This is a genomic window from Streptomyces sp. NPDC088707 (assembly GCF_044752725.1).
Lineage (GTDB): Bacteria > Actinomycetota > Actinomycetes > Streptomycetales > Streptomycetaceae > Streptomyces.
Map to the genome: position 1 here is coordinate 110,762 of NZ_JBIVLV010000005.1, position 22,526 is coordinate 133,287.

At 72.4% G+C, this 22,526-nt stretch carries 17 protein-coding genes; 7 read left to right on the top strand and 10 right to left on the bottom strand.

The genetic code is table 11. The features are described 5' to 3' along the window. Positions 1-11: 11 nt before the first annotated feature. The gene (locus ACIP84_RS16990) at positions 12-806 is read left to right on the top strand and encodes an SDR family NAD(P)-dependent oxidoreductase (protein WP_401798432.1); all 795 of its coding nucleotides are present in this window, start codon (positions 12-14) and stop codon (positions 804-806) included. Positions 807-869: 63 nt separating this feature from the next. Here the strand turns inward: ACIP84_RS16990 and ACIP84_RS16995 are convergent, their stop codons facing one another. Continuing rightward, positions 870-1,391 (bottom strand): DUF4240 domain-containing protein, encoded by a 522-nt coding sequence (locus tag ACIP84_RS16995; protein ID WP_355964727.1) that lies wholly within the window; start codon positions 1,389-1,391, stop codon positions 870-872. Positions 1,392-1,490: 99 nt separating this feature from the next. Between ACIP84_RS16995 and ACIP84_RS17000 the strand changes: the two genes are divergently transcribed. Further along, a complete protein-coding gene (locus tag ACIP84_RS17000) occupies positions 1,491-2,429 on the top strand; it encodes an SDR family oxidoreductase (RefSeq protein WP_355964718.1) in 939 nt (312 codons plus the stop codon). A 3-nt stretch (positions 2,430-2,432) separates the two neighbouring features. On the opposite strand, the gene ACIP84_RS17005 is transcribed toward ACIP84_RS17000, so the two are convergent. The 6 genes from ACIP84_RS17005 to ACIP84_RS17030 all read right to left on the bottom strand — a co-directional run bounded on the left by ACIP84_RS17005 (position 2,433) and on the right by ACIP84_RS17030 (position 12,263). Beyond that, on the bottom strand, positions 2,433-3,392 hold the full coding sequence (locus ACIP84_RS17005) for a helix-turn-helix transcriptional regulator (protein ID WP_401798433.1): 960 nt from the start codon (positions 3,390-3,392) through the stop codon (positions 2,433-2,435). A gap of 40 nt (positions 3,393-3,432) precedes the next feature. Further along, positions 3,433-6,138: a pyruvate dehydrogenase (acetyl-transferring), homodimeric type gene (gene aceE / locus ACIP84_RS17010; RefSeq protein ID WP_355964720.1), complete on the bottom strand. Its 2,706-nt coding sequence runs from the start codon at positions 6,136-6,138 to the stop codon at positions 3,433-3,435. Between the two features lie 304 nt (positions 6,139-6,442). Beyond that, on the bottom strand, positions 6,443-7,066 hold the full coding sequence (locus tag ACIP84_RS17015) for a GntR family transcriptional regulator (RefSeq protein ID WP_030314321.1): 624 nt from the start codon (positions 7,064-7,066) through the stop codon (positions 6,443-6,445). A gap of 131 nt (positions 7,067-7,197) precedes the next feature. Next, entirely contained in the window at positions 7,198-9,000 is a 1,803-nt protein-coding gene (gene sucB / locus ACIP84_RS17020; protein ID WP_401798434.1) for a 2-oxoglutarate dehydrogenase, E2 component, dihydrolipoamide succinyltransferase, read from the bottom strand. Positions 9,001-9,062: 62 nt separating this feature from the next. Continuing rightward, positions 9,063-10,451: a dihydrolipoyl dehydrogenase gene (gene lpdA, locus ACIP84_RS17025; protein ID WP_073919526.1), complete on the bottom strand. Its 1,389-nt coding sequence runs from the start codon at positions 10,449-10,451 to the stop codon at positions 9,063-9,065. Between the two features lie 297 nt (positions 10,452-10,748). Beyond that, positions 10,749-12,263 carry a leucyl aminopeptidase gene (locus ACIP84_RS17030; protein WP_401798435.1) on the bottom strand — a complete coding sequence of 505 codons (1,515 nt, stop codon included), beginning with the start codon at positions 12,261-12,263 and terminating at the stop codon, positions 10,749-10,751. Positions 12,264-12,577: 314 nt separating this feature from the next. On the opposite strand from ACIP84_RS17030, the gene ACIP84_RS17035 reads away from it, so the two are divergent. Genes ACIP84_RS17035 through ACIP84_RS17050 form a run of 4 tightly spaced genes read left to right on the top strand, consistent with a single transcriptional unit; the run spans position 12,578 to position 18,434 of the window. Continuing rightward, a complete protein-coding gene (locus tag ACIP84_RS17035; RefSeq protein ID WP_401798436.1) occupies positions 12,578-14,683 on the top strand; it encodes a hypothetical protein in 2,106 nt (701 codons plus the stop codon). 26 nt (positions 14,684-14,709) lie between these two features. After that, positions 14,710-16,275: a GT4 family glycosyltransferase PelF gene (pelF, locus tag ACIP84_RS17040; protein WP_401798437.1), complete on the top strand. Its 1,566-nt coding sequence runs from the start codon at positions 14,710-14,712 to the stop codon at positions 16,273-16,275. Next, the gene (locus tag ACIP84_RS17045) at positions 16,272-17,804 is read left to right on the top strand and encodes a hypothetical protein (protein WP_401798438.1); all 1,533 of its coding nucleotides are present in this window, start codon (positions 16,272-16,274) and stop codon (positions 17,802-17,804) included. Before pelF ends, ACIP84_RS17045 begins: the two co-directional genes overlap by 4 nt. 12 nt (positions 17,805-17,816) lie before the next feature. Beyond that, on the top strand, positions 17,817-18,434 hold the full coding sequence (locus tag ACIP84_RS17050; RefSeq protein ID WP_401798439.1) for a spherulation-specific family 4 protein: 618 nt from the start codon (positions 17,817-17,819) through the stop codon (positions 18,432-18,434). Positions 18,435-18,464: 30 nt separating this feature from the next. On the opposite strand, the gene cobS is transcribed toward ACIP84_RS17050, so the two are convergent. Then, positions 18,465-19,229 carry an adenosylcobinamide-GDP ribazoletransferase gene (gene cobS, locus ACIP84_RS17055; RefSeq protein ID WP_401798440.1) on the bottom strand — a complete coding sequence of 255 codons (765 nt, stop codon included), beginning with the start codon at positions 19,227-19,229 and terminating at the stop codon, positions 18,465-18,467. 67 nt (positions 19,230-19,296) lie between these two features. Here cobS and ACIP84_RS17060 point away from each other — a divergent pair, with 67 nt between their 5' ends. After that, positions 19,297-20,064 (top strand): hypothetical protein, encoded by a 768-nt coding sequence (locus tag ACIP84_RS17060; RefSeq protein WP_355956772.1) that lies wholly within the window; start codon positions 19,297-19,299, stop codon positions 20,062-20,064. Here ACIP84_RS17060 and ACIP84_RS17065 read toward each other — a convergent pair. Then, entirely contained in the window at positions 20,001-20,714 is a 714-nt protein-coding gene (locus tag ACIP84_RS17065) for a hypothetical protein (RefSeq protein WP_401798441.1), read from the bottom strand. The two genes, ACIP84_RS17060 and ACIP84_RS17065, sit on opposite strands and share 64 nt — an antisense overlap. Then, positions 20,711-22,489, bottom strand: coding sequence for a phosphatidylglycerol lysyltransferase domain-containing protein (locus ACIP84_RS17070; RefSeq protein ID WP_401798442.1), 1,779 nt, complete (start codon positions 22,487-22,489; stop codon positions 20,711-20,713). The genes ACIP84_RS17065 and ACIP84_RS17070 overlap by 4 nt, the downstream gene beginning before the upstream one ends. Positions 22,490-22,526 lie beyond the last annotated feature (37 nt).

Sequence of the window (22,526 nt, forward strand, 5' to 3'; positions counted from 1 at the left end):
AGGTCGCCGCCATGAACCAGCTGACCCGTTACGTAGGACGCCGCGCCCTCATCACCGGCGGTGGCTCCGGCATCGGCCAGGCCACCGTCCTGCGCGTGCTCGCCGAGGGCGGCCGGGTCGTCGCCGCCGACATCAGCGAGGACGGCCTCGAGGACACCGCCGCCAAGGCCGGCGACGCCGCCGACCGCCTCACCACCGTCGTCCTGGACGTCGCCGACGAGGCCTCCGTGCGCGCCGGTGTCGCCGCCGCCGTCGAGGCGCTCGGCGGCCTGGACGTCCTGGTCAACGCGGCCGGCATCCTGCGCTCCTCGCACACCCGTGAGACGAGCCTCGACTCCTTCGAGCAGGTGATACGGATCAACCTCACCGGCACGTTCCTGGTGATCCGCGAGTCGATCCCCGCGCTCCTGGAGGGCGACGGCGCCGCCGTCGTGAACTTCTCCTCCACCTCCGCGACGTTCGCGCACCCCTACATGGCGGCCTACGCGGCCAGCAAGGGCGGCATCCAGTCCATGACCCACGCGCTCGCCGCCGAGTACGCCAAGCAGGGCATCCGCTTCACCGCGGTCCAGCCCGGCTCCATCTCCTCCGGCATGACCGACGGCACCGGCGCCAGCCGCCAGAGCGTCGGCCCCGGCATCCCCGAGGACGCCGACTGGTCCCTCTTCGGGAAGCTCGCCCCGGCCCTCGGCCAGGGTTTCGCGGGCCCCGAGACCGTCGCGGGCGTCGTCGCGATGCTGGCGTCCGAGGACGGGAAGTTCATCACCGGCACCGAGGTCCGCATCGACGGCGGCACGCACTTCTGACGCCCGGCACCCCGTGGGCAGTGCGCCTGGCCGCGGCCCGCGGCCCGGGGCCCCGGATCGTCGCTACACCGACCCGAAGCGCTCCCACAGCCGCGGGAAGCGGGCCCGGAGGACCTTGTCGTCCTCCAGGTCGAACGGGGCTCCCAGCGGCTCCCCGCCCGGCATCGGAATGCCCAGGTCCGGGGTCTCCGCGCCGGTCAGCTGCTCGTACGCCTCGTCCGCCGCGAAGCCGATCTCCTCGCCGTCCCCGTCGATCTCCACGTCGAAGTCGCCGAGCAGCTCCGCGAGCGCGTCGGGATCGTGCACCGCGCCCTCGTACACCTCACGGCCCTGGCCGATGAGCCAGCAGCGGAACGAGTCGAAGGTCTCGTCGCCGGCGCCGTCGAAGAGCACCGCCGCCGCTCCCCACAGATCCCAGAGGTACGCGCGGTTGTAGCGGGCCTCGAAATGGCGTGCGTAGTCGAGCACGGAGTCGGGGTCCAGCCGGGTCAGCCGTTCCACGAGCAGGTCGGCCTGTTCCTCGGGGTCGCCCTCGGCGGCCTCGCGGCTGGCGTCGATGATCTCCCAGAACTCCGTCTCGTCCATCACGGGACCAGCATCCTGGTTCGGGAGGTGCGACGCACCCGGAAAGCCCGAAATGAATCCAGACAGAAGATGTCGTACTTCCCTGCGAGTCTGGTGCGCATGACGACGGAGACGAACGAGACGAACCAGACGAACAGCCTGCGCGGACGGATCTGCCTGGTCGCCGGGGCCACCCGGGGCGCCGGACGCGGCATCGCCGTCCAGCTCGGCGCGGCCGGGGCGACGGTGTACGTCACGGGGCGGACCACCCGCGAGAAGCTCAGCGAGGTCGGCCGGGCCACCGAGACCATCGAGGAGACCGCCGAACTGGTGACGGCCGCCGGCGGCGAGGGCATCGCCGTCCCCACCGACCACCTGGAGGTCGACCAGGTGAAGGCGCTGGTCGACCGGATCGACCGGGAGCACGGGCGGCTCGACGTCCTCGTGAACGACGTCTGGGGCGGCGAGCACCTCGTCGTCTTCGGCGGGAAGACCTGGGAGAACGACCTCGCCGGCGGGCTGCGGATGCTGGAACTCGGGGTGCGGACGCACGCCATCACCTCGCACACGGCGATCCCGCTGCTCATCCGGAACCGGGGTGGCCTCGTCGTCGAGGTCACCGACGGCACCTCCGAGTACAACGGCACCCGCTACCGCGAGAACCTCTTCTACGACCTCGCCAAGAACGCCCCCATCCGGATGGCCTTCGGCCTCGGGAAGGAACTCGAGGAGTACGGCGGCACGGCGGTCTCGGTCACCCCCGGCTGGCTCAGGTCCGAGCAGATGCTCACCGCGTTCGGCGTCACCGAGGAGAACTGGCGCGACGCCGTCGAGAAGATCCCCGGCTTCGCGATCGCCGAGTCCCCGGTGTACGTGGGCAGGGCGATCGCCGCGCTCGCCGCCGACCCCGAGCGGCACCGCTGGAACGGCCGGTCGCTGTCGAGCGGTCAGCTCGCGGGGGAGTACGGCTTCACCGACGCGGACGGCTCACGGCCGGACGCCTGGGGCTTCATGCTCGCCGACGAGAAGGGCAGCCCGGACGTGAACGACTACCGCTGACCCTCACGCGTACCGCGAGGCCATCGCGCGGGCGGCCGCCCCGAAGCGCTCGCGCAGGGAGGCCGGGGCGAGCACCTCGGCCTCCGGGCCGAGCGTGAGCAGCTGGGAGAACGCGACCTCCTCGCTCTCCACCGGGAGGACCACCCGGAGCCCGCCGTCCTCGGCGACCGCCGCCGCGAGGGCCTCCTCGGCCGCCGCGCGGTCCGTCACGTACGGCAGCCGGCGGGCGCCCGTCTCCGTGAGCCGTACGACGATCTCGGCGCGCAGGATCGACCGGGCGAACTCCGCCGCGCGCTCGGCCCAGAAGGCGGACAGGTCGAAGGCCTCGTCCCGCTCGAAGTGCTCCACGGCGAGGGCGACGGAGGCGAAGCGGTCCACCCGGTAGGTGCGGAACGCCGTACCGGACCGCGCGCACAGGTACCAGACGCCCGCCTTCAGGACGAGGCCGTACGGGGCGAGCTCACGCTCCACCTCACGGTCGCCGCGCCGGTAGCGGGCCGAGACCATCCGGTCGTCCCAGACCGCCTCGGCGATCGGCGCCAGCAGATCCGGGGTCTCCGGCTCCTGGTACCAGCCGGGCGCGTCGAGCAGAAAGCGCTGCGCCACCGAGTCCGGGGCGTTCCGCAGCGACGGCAGCAGCGCCGCGGACACCTTCAGCCGGGCCGCCGAGGCCGCGTCCTCCAGGCCCATGTCCCGCAGCGCGCCCGGCAGCCCGGACAGGAACAGCGCCTCGGCCTCGCCCCGCGCCAGGCCCGTGAGCCGGGTGCGGTAGCCGCCGACGAGCCGGTACCCGCCGGCCCTGCCCCGGTCCGCATACACCGGAACCCCCGCCTCCGAGAGGGCGAGGGCATCGCGGGTGATGGTGCGCTCCGACACCTCCAGCTCGGCGGCGAGTTCGGCCGCCGTCATCGAGGGACGGGACTGGAGGAGAAGGACCATCTTGATCAGCCGGGCGGCGCGCATGAACCCATCATGCGCGCCCGCACCGGCGACCGGGCAGGGCCTACAGGCCGTAGCGCTCGCGCGCCTCCTTCACGGCCGAGGCCGGGACCTCGCCGCGGCGGGCGAGCTGCGCGAGGGCCGCGACGACGATCGACTGGGCGTCGACGCCGAAGTGGCGGCGGGCCGCGTCACGGGTGTCCGAGAGGCCGAAGCCGTCGGCACCGAGCGAGGACCAGTCCTGCTCGACCCACTGCGCGATCTGGTCGGGGACCTGGCGCATGTAGTCGGAGACCGCGAGGACCGGGGACTCGACGCCCTCCAGGGCCCGGCGGATGTACGGCACCTGCTCCTCGCCGCGCAGCAGCGCCGCGTCGGCCTCCAGCGCGTCGCGCCGCAGCTCCGTCCAGGAGGTCGCGGACCACACGTCGGCGCCCACGCCCCACTCGGCGGCGAGCAGCTTCTGCGCCTCAAGGGCCCAGTGGATGGCCGTACCCGAGGAGAGGAGCTGGATGCGCGAGGCGTTCGCCGGGAGGTCGAGGCCCGCGGACTCCGCCGTGTTGAAGCGGTAGAGGCCCTTGACGATGCCCTCGTCGACGCCGGCCGGCTTGGCGGGCTGCGGCATCGGCTCGTTGTAGACGGTGAGGTAGTAGAAGACGTTCTGGTCCTCGCCCTCGGCGGCCTCGCCGTACATCCGGCGCAGACCCTCCTTGACGATGGCCGCGACCTCGTAGGCGAACGCCGGGTCGTACGTCAGCGCCGCCGGGTTGGTCGCCGCGATCACCGGCGAGTGGCCGTCGGCGTGCTGCAGGCCCTCACCGGTCAGGGTCGTACGGCCCGCGGTGGCGCCGACGAGGAAGCCGCGGCCGAGCTGGTCGCCGAGCTGCCACATCTGGTCGGCGGTCCGCTGCCAGCCGAACATCGAGTAGAAGATGTAGAACGGGATCATCGCCTCGCCGTGCGTGGAGTACGCGGTGGAAGCGGCGATGAAGTCGGCCATCGAACCGGCCTCGGTGATCCCCTCGTTGAGGATCTGGCCGTTGACGGCCTCCTTGTAGTACATCAGCTGGTCGCGGTCGACCGGCTCGTACGTCTGGCCCTTCGGCGAGTAGATGCCGAGCGACGGGAACAGCGACTCCATACCGAAGGTACGGGCCTCGTCCGGGACGATCGGGACCCAGCGCTTGCCGGTCTCCTTGTCGCGGATGAGGTCCTTGACCAGGCGGACGAAGGCCATCGTGGTCGCCATCGACTGCGCGCCGGAGCCCTTGTCGAAGGCCGTGAAGGCCTTCTCGGCCGGGGCCGGCAGCGGGGCGATCGCGTGGGTACGACGGGCCGGGGCCGGACCGCCGAGCGCCGCGCGGCGCTCCTGCAGGTAGCGGACCTCGGGGGAGTCGGCGCCGGGGTGGCCGTACGGCACCTGGCCGTCGGCGAACTGCGCGTCCGAGATGGGCAGTTCAAGAAGGTCACGCATGTTCTTGAACTCGTCGTTCGAGAGCTTCTTCATCTGGTGGTTCGCGTTCTTCGACGCGAAGCCCTCACCGAGGGTGAAGCCCTTGACGGTCTGCGCGAGGATGACCGTCGGCGCGCCCTTGAACTCCACGGCGGCCTTGTACGCGGCGTACACCTTGCGCGGCTCGTGGCCACCGCGCGAGAGGTGGAAGCACTCCAGGATCTTGTCGTCGCTCAGCAGCTGCGCCATCGCGACGAGCGCCGGGTCCTTGCCGAAGAAGTCCTGGCGGATGTAGGCGGCGTCGCGGGTCTGGTACGTCTGGACCTGCGCGTCCGGCACCTCGCGGAGGCGGCGGACGAGGGCGCCGGTGGTGTCGAGCGCGAACAGCTCGTCCCAGGCGTTGCCCCACAGCGACTTCACGACGTTCCAGCCGGCGCCGCGGAACTGGGCCTCCAGCTCCTGCACGATCTTGAAGTTGGCGCGGACCGGGCCGTCGAGGCGCTGCAGGTTGCAGTTGATGACGAAGGTCAGGTTGTCCAGACCCTCGCGGGCGGCCAGGGCGAGGGCCGCGGTCGACTCGGGCTCGTCCATCTCGCCGTCACCGAGGAACGCCCACACGTGCGAGGCGGAGACGTCCTTGATGGCGCGGTTGGTCAGGTAGCGGTTGAAGCGCGCCTGGTAGATCGCGGAGAGCGGGCCCAGACCCATGGAGACGGTCGGGAACTCCCACAGCCAGGGCAGGCGGCGCGGGTGCGGGTAGGAGGGCAGACCGTTGCCGCCGGACTCCTGCCGGAAGTGGTCGAGGTGGGCCTCGTTCAGGCGCCCGTCCAGGAACGCGCGGGCGTAGATGCCGGGCGCCGCGTGGCCCTGGATGTAGAGCTGGTCGCCGGAACCGTCGGCTTCCTTGCCCTTGAAGAAGTGGTTGAAGCCGGTCTCGTACAGCCAGGCGGCCGACGCGAACGTGGCGATGTGACCGCCGACGCCGTACTTCGAGCCGCGGGTGACCATCGCGGCCGCGTTCCAGCGGTTCCAGGCGGTGATCCGGCGCTCCATGGCCTCGTCGCCGTCGAAGTCGGCGCCCGTCGGCTCGGCGGAGGTCGGGATGGTGTTGACGTAGTCCGTCTCCAGCAGCTTGGGCAGGGCGAGGCCCGCGCCCTCGGCGTGCTGGAGCGTGCGGCGCATCAGGTAGGCGGCCCGGTGGGGGCCGGCGGCCTTGGTGACGGCGTCCAGGGAGGCCGCCCACTCGGCGGTCTCCTCGGTGTCACGGTCCGGGAGCTGGTCGAGCTCGCTCGGAATCTTGCCTACGGGATCGGTCATGATCGCCGCCTTCCGGACAGGTGGGGGTGGAGAAGGGGTGCCTTGTCTGGCAGGACAGGGCGAAGGGCCGGGTAGCGGCCCGCCGAAGACTGTAAACCGGCGATCGATGATCGATCAAAGGGTTGAAGGTGAAAACCTCTTCAGATCGAGAAAGTCGGCACAGGGTGCCGCGAAAGGGGGCACCCGGTGCCTTGTTTTCGCAGGTGAGAGCAGGGAGAGGCCGCTCACCAGGGAGAAGCGCGCACGAATGAGCGGGCCCACCGGAAGGCAGGCCCGCTCACTGTCCGTGACGAGAGAAGGGGGGTCAGGCGCGCGGCGCGCAGCCCAGCACATGCGCCTTCACCAGCGCGCCGATGTTCGGATCGCCCCGCCGGAAGGCCTCCACCAGCTCCTGGTGCTCCTCCGCGTACGACTTCTGGACGGTGCCGAGCCAGCGGATCGACAGGGCAGTGAAGACCTCGATGCCGAGGGTCTCCCAGGTGTGCAGCAGGACGGCGTTCCCCGCGGCCTTCACCAGCTCCCGGTGGAAGGCCACCGTGTGCCGCACCTGGGCCGTGCCGTCGGAGGTCGCGTCCGCCTCGTACAGGGCCGCCACGTGGGGCTCCAGGGCCGAGCAGTCGGCCGCGAGCCGGCCGGCCGCCAGCTCGGCCGCGATCTGCTCCAGACCGGCCCGTACGGGGTAGCTCTCCTCCAGGTCGGCCGCGGTCAGGTTGCGGACGCGGACGCCCTTGTTCGGCGCCGACTCGATCAGCCGCAGCGACTCCAGCTCGCGCAGCGCCTCGCGCACGGGCGTCTGGCTGACCTCGAGCTCGGTCGCGATCCGGCGCTCCACGATCCGCTCGCCCGGCTTCCAGCGGCCGCTGACGATCCCCTCCACGATGTGCTCGCGGATCTGCTCGCGCAGCGAGTGGACGACGGGGACGGTCATGAAGCGGCTCCTCGGGGAGTGTTGACTCTCAAGACAATACGGCGGCGCCCCCGTCCGGAAACACTTCCGGACGGGGGCGCCGCAGGTGAGGCTCGTTACGTTGCCTCGGCGTATGCCTTTCGGCGTACGGCCTACAGGCCGAGGTCGACCTCGAACTCGCCGGCCTCCAGGATCGCCTTGACCGAGGTCAGGTAGCGGGCGGCGTCGGCGCCGTCCACCAGACGGTGGTCGTAGGACAGCGCGACGTACGTCATGTCGCGGATCGCGATCGTCTCACCCAGGTCCGGGTGGTTGATGACGACCGGACGGCGCACGGTGGCGCCGATGCCCAGGATGGCGACCTGGTTCGGGGGCACGATGATCGTGTCGAAGAGCGCGCCGCGCGAACCGGTGTTGGAGATGGTGAAGGTCGCACCGGCCAGGTCGTCCGGGGTGATCTTGCTGGCGCGCACGGCGCCGGCCAGCTCCGCGGTCTTCTTCGAGATGCCGGCGATGTTGAGGTCGCCCGCACCCTTGATGACCGGGGTCATCAGACCCTTCTCGGAGTCCACCGCGATACCGATGTTCTCGGTGTCGAAGTAGGTGATCGTGCCCTCGTCCTCGTTGATCCGGGCGTTGATGACCGGGTGGGCCTTCAGCGCCTGGGCCGCGGCCTTCACGAAGAACGGCATCGGGGAGAGCTTGACGCCCTCACGGGCGGCGAAGGCGTCCTTGGCGCGGGTGCGCAGCTTCATCAGCTTGGTGATGTCGACCTCGACGACCGAGGTCAGCTGGGCCTGGCCGTGCAGCGCCTTCATCATGTTGTCGCCGATGACCTTGCGCATGCGGGTCATCTTGACGGTCTGACCGCGCAGCGGGGAGACCTCCAGGGCCGGAGCCTTGGCGGCGGCGGCCGGAGCAGCCGCGGCGGGGGCGGCGGCGGCCTTCTTGGCCTCGGCGGCCGCGAGGACGTCCTGCTTGCGGATACGGCCGCCGACACCCGAACCCTTGACGGCCGCGAGGTCGACACCGTTCTCGGTGGCGAGCTTGCGGACCAGCGGAGTCACGTACGCGCCGTCCTCCGAGGGCGCGGCCGGAGCGGCCGCCGGGACCGGGGTGACGACCGCGGGGGCGATCGACGGGGTCTGGGCGACCGGCGCGGGAGCCGCGGCCGGGGCGGCCGGAGCCGCCGGCGCGGGGGCCGGAGCCGGAGCGGCCGGGGCCGGGGCCGGGGCCGGAGCGGCGGCGGGCGCCGGGGCGGCGGGAGCCGGAGCGGCGGCGGGGGCCGGGGCGGCCGGAGCCGGGGCGGCGGCCGGAGCCGCACCCGCGGCACCGATGACGGCGAGCTTGGCGCCGACCTCGGCGGTCTCGTCCTCGGCGACGACGATCTCCAGGAGAACGCCGGAGGCCGGGGCGGGGATCTCGGTGTCGACCTTGTCCGTGGAGACCTCGAGCAGCGGCTCGTCGGCCTCGACGGTCTCGCCGACCGACTTCAGCCAGCGGGTCACGGTGCCCTCGGTGACGGACTCGCCGAGCGCGGGCAGCACGACGTCGGTGCCGGTGGCACCGCCGGCCGGGGCGGCGGGGGCCTCGGCAGCGGGGGCCTCGGCGGCGGGGGCCGGAGCCTCGGCGGCCGGAGCCTCGGCGGCCGGGGCCTCCGTGGCCGGGGCCTCGGCGGGCTCGGCGGCCGGAGCGGGGGCAGCGGCCGGGGCGCCCGTGCCGTCGTCGATGATGGCCAGCTCGGCGCCGACCTCGACCGTCTCGTCCTCGGCGACCTTGATGGAGGCCAGGATGCCCGAGGCGGGGGCGGGGATCTCGGTGTCGACCTTGTCGGTCGAGACCTCGAGCAGCGGCTCGTCGGCCTCGACACGCTCACCCTCGGCCTTGAGCCAGCGGGTGACGGTGCCCTCGGTGACGCTCTCGCCGAGCGCCGGCAGGGTTACGGAAACCGACATGGTTTCAGTTGCTCCTAACGAATTGCGGGAAGTGGTCGTCGCGCCCTGTGATGACGTGAGCGTCAGTCGTGGGAGTGCAGAGGCTTGCCGGCCAGGGCCAGGTGGGCCTCGCCGAGCGCCTCGTTCTGCGTCGGGTGGGCGTGGATGAGCTGCGCGACCTCGGCCGGCAGCGCCTCCCAGTTGTAGATCAGCTGCGCTTCGCCGACCTGCTCGCCCATGCGGTCACCGACCATGTGGACGCCGACCACGGCACCGTCCTTGACCTGGACGAGCTTGATCTCGCCCGCGGTCTTGAGGATCTTGCTCTTGCCGTTGCCCGCCAGGTTGTACTTGAGGGCGACGACCTTGTCCGCGCCGTAGATCTCCTTGGCCTTGGCCTCGGTGATGCCGACGGAGGCGACCTCGGGGTGGCAGTACGTCACCCGGGGCACGCCGTCGTAGTCGATCGGGACGGCCTTCAGGCCGGCCAGGCGCTCCGCGACGAGGATGCCCTCGGCGAAGCCGACGTGCGCGAGCTGGAGCGTCGGGACGAGGTCGCCCACGGCCGAGATCGTCGGCACGTTGGTGCGCATGTACTCGTCGACCAGGACGTAGCCGCGGTCCATCGCGACGCCCTGCTCCTCGTAGCCGAGACCGGCGGAGACCGGGCCGCGGCCGATGGCGACCAGCAGCACCTCGGCCTCGAAGGTTTTGCCGTCGGCCAGGGTGACCTTGACGCCGTTGTCGGTGTACTCGGCGGACTGGAAGAAGGTGCCGAGGTTGAACTTGATGCCGCGCTTGCGGAACGCGCGCTCAAGAAGCTTCGAGCTGTTCTCGTCCTCGACCGGGACCAGGTGCTTCAGGCCCTCGATCACCGTGACGTCGGTGCCGAAGGACTTCCACGCCGAGGCGAACTCGACGCCGATGACGCCGCCGCCCAGGATGATCGCGGACTCCGGGACGCGGTCCAGGGTCAGCGCGTGGTCCGAGGAGATGATCCGGTTGCCGTCGATCTCCAGGCCGGGGAGGGACTTCGGCACGGAACCGGTGGCCAGGAGGACGTGACGGCCCTCGACACGACGACCGTCGACGTCGACGGAGGTCGGGGAGGACAGGTGGCCGGTGCCCTCGATGTAGGTCACCTTGCGGGAGGCGACGAGACCCTGCAGACCCTTGTACAGGCCCGAGATCACGTCGTCCTTGTACTTGTGCACGGCCTTGATGTCGATGCCCTCGAAAGAGGCCTTGACACCGAACTGCTCCGCCTCGCGGGTCTGGTCGGCGACCTCGCCGGCGTGGAGCAGGGCCTTCGTCGGGATGCAGCCGTTGTGCAGGCAGGTGCCGCCGAGCTTGTTCTTCTCGATCAGTGCGACGTCCAGGCCCAGCTGCGCTCCGCGCAGCGCCGCGGCGTAACCGCCGCTACCGCCGCCGAGGATCACTAGGTCGAAAACGGTGCTGGCGTCGTTCGCCACGTCACGTCCTCCATGCATGTGCGCTCGTCGCCGGTCCCCTCGTTCCCCTTTCGGGTGAGGACCGGTCGGTCGGCTGGTGTGCGGCCGCTTATTTTCGGCCCTGTGGTGGGGGCCCTGTCCTGCCGAGAACCCATCTTCGCACTTGTTGACGGATGGCGGGACGCGGGGCCGTGCTCTGGGACGGCCGATCGTCCGTACGGCGGGCGGACCAGAGCGTACGAACCTGCGGATTTCGTCGCGGGCGAACGGCGACGGCCCCGGGCACGCAGCCCGGGGCCGTCGCCGTCACACGACTGCTCAGACCTCGCCGGCCGCCGTCAGCTCGGCCAGCCGCACCAGGGTGCGGACCGAGGAGCCGGTGCCGCCCTTGGGGGTGTAGCCGTACGGGGCGCCCTCGTGGAAGGCCGGGCCCGCGATGTCCAGGTGGGCCCAGCTGATGCCCTCGCCCACGAACTCCTGGAGGAAGAGACCGGCGACCAGGCCGCCGCCCATCCGCTCGCCCATGTTCGCGATGTCGGCGGTGGGGGAGTCCATGCCCTTGCGCAGGTCCGCGGGGAGCGGCATCGGCCAGGACGCCTCGCCGACCTCCTCCGCGATCTCGTGGATCGCGGAGCGGTAGTCGTCGTCGTTGGCCATGATGCCGAAGGTGCGGTTGCCCAGCGCCAGGACCATCGCGCCGGTGAGGGTCGCCACGTCGACGATCGCGTCCGGGTGCTCCTCGGAGGCCCTGGTCAGCGCGTCGGCGAGGACGAGCCGGCCCTCGGCGTCGGTGTTCAGGACCTCGACGGTCTTGCCGCTGTACATGCGCAGCACGTCACCCGGGCGGGTGGCGGAGCCGGACGGCATGTTCTCGGCGAGGGCGAGCCAGCCCGTGACGTTGACCTCGAGGCCGAGGCGGGCCGCGGCGACGACGGTGGAGAACACGGCGGCGGCGCCGCTCATGTCGCACTTCATCGTCTCGTTGTGGCCGGCCGGCTTCAGCGAGATGCCGCCCGAGTCGTAGGTGATGCCCTTGCCGACCAGGGCGAGGGTCTTCTCCGCCTTCGGGTGGGTGTAGCCGATGCGGACCAGGCGCGGCGGGTTCTCGGAGCCGACGCCGACCCCGAGGATGCCGCCGTAGCCGCCCTTGGCGAGCGCCTTCTCGTCGAGGACCTGGACCTTGAGGCCGTGCTCCTTGCCGGCGGCCTGGGCGGCGGCGGCGAAGGCGGCCGGGGTCAGGTCGTTCGGCGGCATGTTGATCAGGTCGCGGGCGCGGTTGATCTCCTCGGCGACGGCCTGGGCGCGCTCGGCGGCGGCCTTGTGGGCCTTGTCGCGCGGCTTGGCGCCGAGCAGGGCGACCTCGCCCAGCGGCTTCTTCGCGTCCTTGGCGTCCCCCGACGTCCTGTACTGGTCGAAGGCGTACGCGCCGAGCAGGGCGCCCTCCGCGATGGCGGCGGCGTCCTCGGCGTCGTCGATCGGCAGCGCGAACGCGGCCTTCTTCGAGCCGGTCAGGGTGCGGGCGGCGACACCGGCGGCCCGGCGGAGGGTCTCCGCGGCGTAGGACGCGCCGTCCTCGGGGGCGGAGCCCAGGCCGACGGCCAGGACGACGGGGGCCTTGAGGCCGGCGGGGGCGGGCAGCTTGGTCGCCTCACCCTCGGCACCCGAGGCACCCAGCGTCTCCAGGACGGCGGCGAGCCGACCGTCGAAGGCCTTGTCGACGGCCTCGGCGCCCGGAGCGACGACAAGCGTCTTCCCGGACTTCGCGACGCCGATGACGAGGGCGTCGGCGCGGAGCGTCGCCGCGCCGGCAGTGCTGAGAGTGAGAGCAGTCACGGTGGTGAAATCTCGCTTCCATTGAGTTCTGTGGCGGTCGAGGGATGGGCCGACCGTGCCCGCCGCATCGTATTTCGGCCCGGAGAGCGCCGAGAACGAGCCTACGCTCGCTCGCCCGGTTCGCTCACGGCGGCGTTGATTCACTCATCCGTGGTGTCTCTTTCATGTTTACCGTTCAGGCTCGGAGCGCTCGTTCACACTCGCCTCAGTCACGCAAGGACGACCCACTCGTCTTCGCATCATCTGCAACATCTCCACAGGTTCGCCGCCCCGGCCCCGGTGCGCGGGGACCTGCAGAGGGGGGACACCACCTGATGGACTCCGGCCGAATCCGTACGCCCGGAAGCGCGCACCGCACCCGCGGCGGCGCCCGCACCGCGCCCCGCACCGCCCGCGTCGCGGCGCTCGCCGCAGCCGCGCTCCTCGCGACCGTCGTCCCGTCCGCGCAGGCCGCCGCGGCGCCCGCGGCCGTCGTGCCCCGGATCGACCTCACCGTCCTGGTGGTGGACGACGGCGGCAGCGCGGTCGGGGCGATCACCGCCGAGCTGAAGGGCTCCGGCGTTCCGTACCGCAGGATCGACCTGAACGACCCGAACCGGCCGGTTCTCGACGCGGCCTTCCTCAGCGACACGCTCGACGGCCGCCCCCGCGCCAAGTACCAGGGCGTCGTCCTGCCCCACGAGAGCGCCTTCGGCCCCGACTCGGCCGAGCACACCGCCCTCCAGACGTACGAACGGACCTTCGGGATCCCGCAGGTCGACGCCTACACCTGGTCGCACCCCGGCGTCGGCCTCGACTACACCAACGAGGGCGGCTGGTCCGGCGTCCTCGACGGGACCACCGCGGGCATCACCGCCGCCGGGCGGACGGGCCCCTTCCAGTACCTGGCCGGGGCGCTCACCTTCGAGGACAACGACCCCTCGATCGCCGAGAGTTACGGCTACGCGGGCCGCCCCCGGGCCGGCTACACCAGCTACGTCGACGTCCCGGCCGACGGCGGCGGCCGGGCCAGCCTCGTCGGCGAGTACACCGCCGACGGACGCCGCGAACTGGTCGTCACCTTCGCCTACAACCAGTACCAGCGGCAGTTCCGGGCCCTCGCCCGCGGCATCGTCGAATGGCTCACCCAGGGCGTCCACCTCGGCCAGAGCCGCAACTACCTCTCCGTGCACGTCGACGACGTCTTCGCCCCCGACGCCCGCTGGGACACCGCACTCGACTGCACGCCCGGCGACTTCGACTGCGTCGGCGACGACGGCGAGGGCGCCGACCCGATCCGGATGACGGTCGCCGACGCCCAGTACGCCGCCGCCTGGCAGAAGTCCTCCGGCTTCACCCTCGACATGGTCTACAACGGCGGCCAGGGCGAGCAGTGGAAGACCGAGCACGCCGGCTCCGACCCGCTCACCGACCGGCTCGTCGCCGACCGCGCCCAGTACCGGTGGATCAACCACACGTACACCCATCCCTTCCTCGGCTGCGTCCAGGACAACGCCGTCGTCCCCTGGCAGTGCGCCAAGGACGCCCAGGGCAACACCCTCTGGGTCAGCCGCGCCGAGCTGTCCGCCCAGATCCGCGACAACCACAACTGGGCCGTCCGCAAGGGCATCTCCGTCGACCGCTCCGAACTCGTCACCGGCGAGCACTCCGGCCTCAGGACCCTGCCCCAGCAGCCCGTCGACAACCCGAACCTGGCCGGCGCCCTCGCCGACAACGGCGTCAAGTGGACCGGCAGCGACAACTCCCGCGAGCCCCAGCAGCGCGCGGTCGGCACCGCGTCCGGCGCCGCGAAGACCGTGCCCCGCCACCCCATGAACGTGTACTACAACGTGGGCACCGCCGCCGAGATGGCCGACGAGTACAACTGGATCTACACCTCCCGCGCCGACGGCGGCAGCGGCATCTGCGAGTCCAACCCGGCCTCCACCTGCCTGCCCGCCCCGCTCCCCACGGCCACCGGCTACGCCGACCACATCGTGCCGCAGGAAGCCCGCACCGCCCTCTCCCACGTCCTCGGCAACGACCCCCGGCCGCACTACGTGCACCAGTCGAACCTCGCCGAGGAGCGGCTGCTCTACCCCGTCCTCGACCGGGTGCTCGCCGACTACCGGGGCCTGTTCGCACCCAGCGCGCCCCTGGTCAACCCGGCCCAGCGGGACGTCGGCACCGAACTGACCCGCCGCGCCGCCTGGGACCAGGCCCTCGCCGCGGGAAAGGTCACCGCCTACCGCATCGGCACCGCGGTCACCGTCAAGGCCCCCGCCGGCCTCACCGTGCCCCTCACCGCCCCCGAGGGCACCCGCAAGCGCCTCCTCCTCGGCACCGCCGTCTTCGGCACGCCGTACGCCGGGACCCGCTCCGCCTGGACCGCGCCCGAGCTGCTCCAGACCAGCGTCACACTCACGCTCCCGACCGCCTGACCAGCACGTTCTGGGGGGAACCGCACATGCCGAGCAGTGGCCGTCATGTCACCATGCTCACCGAAGGCACCTACCCGCATGTCCACGGCGGCGTCAGCACCTGGTGCGACCAGCTCGTCCGCGGCATGCCCGAGGTCGACTTCGAGATCCTCGCCCTCACCGGCAGCGGCCGCGAACCCGTCACCTGGGAGCTGCCGCCCAACGTCACCCGGCACACCGCCTACCCCCTCTGGGGACTCCCGCAGGGGCCGACCGCGCCCGGCCTGTTCGCCGCCGCGCGCCGGCCCCTGCGGGGGCGTGAGCGCCGCCGCTTCCTCGACACCTACGAGCGCCTGCTCCTCGCCCTCCTCGACCCGGAGGCGGGCTACGACTTCGGCACCAGCCTGTACGGACTCGCCGAACTCGCCCGGCAGGGCCGCCTGACCCACGCCCTGCGCTCCGAGGCCGCCCTGCGCTCCCTGATGTGGATCTGGACCATGCCGCACCTCCCGACGCTCGCGGCCCGGCCCACCGTCCACGACGCGCTCACCGCCACCGACCTGCTCGAACACGCCCTGCGGCCGCTGGCCGCCCGGATATCCACCGACGGCGTCGCCCACGCCGTCTCCAGCGGCCTCGCCACCCTCCCGGCGCTCGCCGCACAGCACTTCGAAGGGGTGCCCTTCCTGCTCACCGAACACGGCATCTACCTCCGCGAGCGCTACCTCGGCTACCGCACCGAGGCGCAGCGCTGGCCCGTCAAGGCCCTCATGCTCGGCTTCTACCGTGAGCTCAACACCCTCGGCTACCGCAAGGCCGACCTCATCACCCCCTGCAACCAGTACAACCGGCGCTGGGAGGAGCGCGGCGGCGCCCCCGCCGACCGCATCCGCACCGTCTACAACGGCGTCGACCCGGCCCTCTTCCCCGAGGCCGGGCCCGAACCCGAGACCCCCACGCTCAGCTGGTGCGGGCGCGTCGACCCCATCAAGGACCTCGAAACCCTGATCAGGGCGTACGCCATCTGCCGTGCCGAACTGCCCGCGCTGCGCCTCCGGTTGTTCGGTCCGGTCCCCGCCGGGAACGAGGACTACCTCACCCGCCTGGAGAAGCTCGCCGCCGAACTCGGCGTCACTGACGGGATCACCTTCGAGGGCCGGATCTCCGACGTGCCCAGCGCCTACGCGGCCGGCAGCGTGGTCATGCTCTCCTCCATCAGCGAGGGCTTCCCGTTCTCCCTCATCGAGGCCATGTCCTGCGGCCGCGCCACCGTCTCCACCGACGTCGGCGGGGTGCGGGAGGCCGTCGGCGACACCGGGATCGTCGTCCCGCCCCGCGAACCGGCCGTGATGGCCGCCGCCGTCACCGAACTCCTCCGCGACGGGGCCCGTCGCGCCGAACTCGGCCGGCTCGCACGGCAGCGGGTCGTCGACCGCTTCACCCTGCACCGCTCGGTGGACGGATTCCGCCAGATCTACCGCGAACTCGCGGGCGACCGGATCCTCCCCGCGCCGCGCCGGGCCCCGGCCCTCACCCCCACGCCCCTCCGCCTGAGCATCCCCGCCCCGCGCCGTGCCTCCACGGCCCTCGTACCAGGAGGCACCCCGGCATGAGCGGCTCGCTCTGGCTCAAGCCCCCGACCACGCAGGCCCCGCTCCCCGCGATCCCGCGGCCCCGCCGCGAGGACCGTGCGGGGCGAGCCACGCCCCCGCCGGCCGGCGGTGCCGGGGCGCCGCCCCCGGCCGGTGCCGCCGGGCACGCGTCGGCGGCCCCGGGCGGACACCCGGCGGGGCCGACCGCCCCGGCCGGAGGCGAACTCGCCGACGATCCGCTCGACGAGCTCACCGAACGGCTCGGGGGGCTCGTCGCGGTCGCCGTGCACCCCGACGAGATCGCCGCCGTCCTCGAGTCCGACGGCATGACCGACGACCACATCCGGCTCACCTACGGCCGCGCCGACTCCTTCGCGCTCGCCGAGGACCTCTACGCGCGCGTGGAGCGCCGCCACCCCGCCCCGCAGGCGCCGCCCGGAGGTGCCTGGCACACCGGGCTCGCGGGCTGTCTCCTGCGCGGGCTGGTCTTCGCCCTGCCCGGACTCGCCTATGTCCTCGCCGCACCCCTGCTCGCCGGGGAGCAGGGCCGGTTCGGGCTCCCAGGCGGAACGGTTCCGCTGCTCGCGGGCGCCGTCACCGGCTGGGTCTGGAACCAGAGCCTCGCCCACCGCGCCTACACCTGGCTGGGCCTCGGCGACCGGCCCGCCGCCGCCCGCGCGCTGCTCCTCGGGGCCCCGGCGGGCGCCCTCGCCGGTACGGTCGTCGCCCTCGCGGCGGCCGCGCCCGGCGAGACCCCGGCGGCCCTGTTCGCCGCCGGGCAGTCGGTCTACCTCGCCGCCGCGACCGTGCTCCTGGTCCTCGGCCGCGAACGGGCCCTGCTCTGCGCCCTGGCGCCGCTCGCCGGAGCCGTCCCCGCCTTCCGCTGGGACCTGCCCGACCTCCTGCGCGCCGGCCTCCTGCTCACCGCGCTCACCGCGAGCGTCGCCTTCGCCGGGCTCGTCCTGCGGCCGGGCGCCCGGCGGGGCGCGGCCGGACGCGGCGGACCCCCGCGCGCGACCTCCCTCCCGTACGGCCTCTTCGGCCTCGGCAGCGGTCTGCTCGTGCTCCACGCCGGCATCGGCGACACCCTGGTGAGCGGGGCGGGCGCCGTCATCGCGCTCACCCTCTCCATGGGGCCGGCCGAGTGGCTGCTGCACCGCTTCCGCGGCGAGAGCCTGACCCGGCTGCGGACCCTGGCCACCGCGCGCGAGTTCCGCCGCGCGGTCACCGGCACCCTCGTGCTCTGCCTCGGCGGCTACCTCGGCGTCCTCGTCACGCTCACCGTCGGCGTGACCCTGGCCTGGCCCGGGGCGCCCTGGCCGACGCCGCCGCGGCTCGTCACCCTGCTCCTGATCGGGACCGTGCTCTGGCTGGGGCTGCTGCTCCAGGCCTTCGGGGCGGTGCTCAGCGCGGCCGCCGTCTGTCTGCTCGCGGCGGCGGCGCAGACGCTGGAACCCGCGGCGGGCCCGGTGGCGGCCGGGGGAGCGGCGGCCGTGCTCGCCGTCCTCACCGGTGTCCTGCTGGTACGACCGACCGCCCACCGCGTCTAGGGGGCCCGTCCCGTGAATCGTTTCCTCCTGGTGCCGTTCTACGAGCACCCGGCCGACCGGCCCGAGGCCTGGTCGGCCCTCGTCGACGCGGCGCCGTCCCTGTACGGCGTCGTCGTCAACCCGGCGAGCGGCGCGGGCGAGGCCCCGGACGCGGCGTTCGCGGAGGCCGCCGACCGGCTACGGGCGGCCGGGGTACGGCTCCTCGGCTACGTGGACACCGCCTACGGGCGCCGCCCGCACGCCGAGGTCGTCACCGACCTGATCCGCCACCGCGACTGGTACGGCACCGACGGCGCCTTCCTCGACCAGGTGTCCACCGCGCCCGACGCCCTCGCCCACTACCGCAGGGTCGCGGTCGCGGCCCGGTCCGCCGGGGCGGCGACCCTGGTGCTCAACCACGGCGCCCATCCGGACCCGGGCTACGAGGAGTTCGCCGACCTCCTCGTCACCTTCGAGGGCCCCTGGGACACGTACCGGAACCTCGACCTGCCGGTCGCCCCCCACTACTGCCACCTCGTGTACGCGGCTCCGCCCGACGTCCGCCCGGTCACCCCGGTGCACTGCGCCGTCCCCGGCACGGGCGCGCACCCCTGGGGCACCCTCCCGCACCTCCCGGAGCCCGCCCGCTGAGCCGGGCGGGGCGCGCGGGGCACGGCGCGGTCACCCCAGGGCGAGCGCCACGAGCGCCGTCGTCGTCGCCGTCTCCTCCACCGCCCCGAACACGTCCCCCGTCACACCGCCGAACCGCCGTACGCAGCGGCGCAGCAGCGCCGCCGCCGCGCCCAGGGCCGCACCCGCCGCCAGGACGTTGTGGATCGCGTCGTACGGGGAGAACAGCAGACCGGACGCGGCGCAGAGGACCAGGACGACCGCCGTCGAGAGGGTCGCGGACCGCACCGGGACGGTCGCGGCGACGATCGCGCCGAGGCCCTCGGGGCGGGCCGCGGGGACGCCGTGGCGGGAGGCGTGGGTGAGGGCGAGGCGGGCGACGGTGGCGGCGAGGGCGGCGCCGACCGCGCCGTGCGCCCAGCTCTCCCCGTACAGCTCGAAGAGTGCGGCGACCTGGGCGAGCAGGACGAGGAGCAGCACGATGACGCCGAACGGGCCGACGTCCGACTGCTTCATGATGCGCAGCGCGTCCTCGGCGGGCTTGGCGCTGCCCAGGCCGTCGGCGGTGTCGGCGAGGCCGTCGAGGTGGAGGCCGCGGGTGAGGACGGCGGGCACGGCGGTGGAGACGACGGCGGCGAGCAGCGGGCCCGAGCCGAGCGCGAGGAACGCGCCGCCGAGCCCGGCGGCGAAGAGCCCGACGACCAGACCGGCCAGCGGAGCGCAGAGCATGCCGGCGCGCGCCGCGTCCCGGTCCCAGCGGGTGATGCGGGCGGGGAACACCGTGAGGGTGCCGAAGGCGAAACGCAGGCCGTCCATCCGGGCAGGGTAATCGCCGCCTCCGGACGGTAGATTGCGCATACCGCGCAAATCGGATCGGGGTGGCATGGGTCACTGGTTCTCCCGCAACATCGTCGAGCCGGGCAAGCTCCCGATGCTTCTCGCGCTGACCTCGTTCATCGTGACGTTCCTGGTCACGAGGACCATCGTCCGTCTCATCCGGGCGGGGAAGGGGCCCTTCGGGAACGTCTCCTCGGGCGGGCTCCACATCCATCACGTCGTACCGGGCGTGGTCCTCACCGTCATCGGCGGTTTCGGCGCGGTGGGCAGCGACCGGCACGGCTTCGGCGCCGCCCTCTTCGCCGTGGTCTTCGGGATCGGCGCGGGGCTCGTCCTGGACGAGTTCGCGCTGATCCTCCATCTCGACGACGTGTACTGGTCCGACGAGGGCCGCAAGAGCGTCGAGGTGGTCGTCCTCACCGCCGCCCTGGTCGGGCTCACCCTGAGCGGCTTCTCGCCCCTGGGTGTCGACGACATGACCGCCGACGAACGCCAGGACCGGCTCACCTTCCTCCTGACCCTCGCGCTGAACTTCCTCCTGATCCTGATCACCCTGGTGAAGGGGAAGTTCAGGATGGCGGTGATCGGGACCCTGATCCCGTTCGTGGCGATCGTCGGCGCCCTCCGGCTCGCCCGCCCCGGCTCCTGGTGGGCCCGCCGGTTCTACGGACGACGCCACCGGGCCAGGGCCCGCTCCCGGATCCGTACGTACCGCCACGACAAGCGCTGGACCAGGATCCGGCGCCGGGCTCAGGACTTGATCGGCGGCTTCCAGGAGCGGGTCCCCGGGCGGGGCGGCTCCACGCCCTCCTGACCGCGCTCGCGCCAGGCCTGGATCCCCATCAGGACGAGGACTCCCGCGATGGCCGCCAGATGCTCCCTGCCCGCCAGGTTCGGCTTGATGATCACCTCGACGACCATCGCCACGACCACGAGCGTGCCCGTCCACCGGGCCCCGTACCGCCAGCAGACGTAGACGGCGAGGCCGACCACGGCCGCCGAGGGCCCGGTGTCGTGAACCTGCGCGTCGGAGGCGGGCAGCCCGAGCGGGTTGTCCGGGCCGAGGGCGATCCCCACGCGCGCGTACAGCGTCCCGCAGAGGGTCGCCAGATAGGCGACGGCGAGGGTGCGCCACCGGCCCAGGCAGATCTCGGCGATCCCGAAGACCAGCAGGACCTGCGCCAGGGCGCCCCACACGGGCAGGTCGAGCGCGGGCACGAACAGCGAGAGCGGAGTGCGGAGCAGCGCCAGCCAGAACGGATCCTCGGCCCTTACGGAGCCGATGTTCTGGACCGGCTGATAGCCCCAGTCCTGGTTCTGCACCAGCTGGAAGAGGGCGGTGAGGCAGACGGCGGCGAGCGTCATCGGGACCGCCCGCCACCTCCTCGTGAGGAGCGCCGTCCGTACGGTGAAGAACAGCGGGCCCCACTCGCGGCGGGCGAACTCCCGGAGCGCGCGGGTCAACGGCCGCTCTCCAGATGCCGGCGGTGCATCCACTTCGGCAGCCCGGGTGCCTCCAGGAACCCCTCCGCGCGACCGGCCGCCAGGCCGATGCGCAGCAGGTCCGCACTCTTCTCGAAGAGCATGAATCGGGGCTCCCAGATCGGTCGGTACTTGGCGTTGGCGCGGTACAACGACTCGATCTGCCACCAGCGGGAGAAGAAACTGAGCAGTGAACGCCACATGCGCAGCACGGGTCCCGCCCCGAGCTTCGAGCCACGTTCGAAGACGGACCGGAACATCGCGAAGTTCAGCGAGACCTGAGTGATCCCGATCTCCTTGGCCCGCTGGAGGAGTTCGATGACCATGAACTCCATCAGGCCGTTCTCCGACTCGCGGTCCCGGCGCATCAGGTCGAGCGAGAGCCCCTTCGGGCCCCAGGGGACGAAGGACAGCACCGCCCGCAGCTCACCCGCACCTTCCCCGTCGCCGCCATCCCTGCACTCCAGCATCACGCACCGCCCGTCCCGCGGGTCGCCGAGCCGGCCGAGCGCCATCGAGAAGCCGCGTTCGGTGGCCCCGTCCCGCCAGTCGTCGGCCTTCCGCAGCAACGCGGCCATCTCCTCGGCCGGGATGTCCTCGTGACGCCGGATCCGGACCTCGTACCCGGCCCGCTTGACCCGGTTATAGGCCTGCCGGACCGTCCGCATGGCCCGCCCGTCCAGGGTGAACTCGTCGGTCTCCACGATCGCCTCGTCGCCCAGCTCCAGGGCGTCCAGACCGTGCCGGGCGTAGATGACCCCGGCCTCCTCGCTCGCGCCCATCACCGCCGGGATCCAGCCGTGCTCGCGCGCCTCGGCCAGCCACGGTTCGATGGCCCCGGGCCAGGCCTCCGGGTCGCCGATCGGGTCGCCCGAGGCGAGCGAGACCCCGCCGACCACCCGGTAGGTGACGGCCGCCTTCTCGCTCGGCGACCAGACGACGCTCTTCTCGCGGCGCAGCGCGAAGTAGCCGAGCGAGTCGCGGTCCCCCTGCTTGTCCAGCAGGGCCCGCAGCCGCTCCTCGTCCTCCTCGGTCAGCGGGTCGGTGGCCCGGCGGGAGCGGAAGGCGGCGAAGAGCACCGCGAACAGCAGCAGCGTCGACAGGACGTTGATGGTGACGTCCACCCAGCCGGGGGTGGTGATCCCGGCGAACCGGGAGTCGTCCGAGGCCAGCGTGATCAGCCGCATCACGCCGTACCGCCAGCGCTCCAGGAAGGTGGAGTGGGCGGTGGAGGTGTTGGTGACGGTGACCAGGACGGCCGCGAGCAGCGAGGTGACGAGCAGCCCGCCGACCGCGACGATCGCGGCGAGCCACGGGTTGGAGCGGTCGCCCTTCGCGTAGAACTCCTTGCGGCCCAGCACCAGCGCCAGGACGAACGCGGCGGTCAGGACCAGCGAGATCCAGTTCTGGGCGTGCTGACGGATCTCGGGGAAGAACATCACCAGCGCGAAGAGCAGCAGGAAGAGCCCGCCCAGCACCATGTTGAGGATCCACGCGGCCCGCTTGCGCCGCCGCATGGTGATCGCCAGGAAGAGCGTGAAGACCCCCGAGGCGAAGCCCGCCGTGAGCATGTACGGGGTGAAGTAGTTGTCCTCGTTGTGGCGGCGCAGGTCCTGCCCGAAGGAGACCCAGACGGCACTCAGGAAATTGATGAACGTGACGACGCGCAGGTACCAGACGGCGAACGCGGCGCTGCGCCGTGAACGGGCGGTCGTGCCCCGGGGTGCGGCTTCGGCAGGCAAGCGGACTTCTCCCATGAAAAGCGATCATATGGGGCAGTGCTCGCCGCGCGGA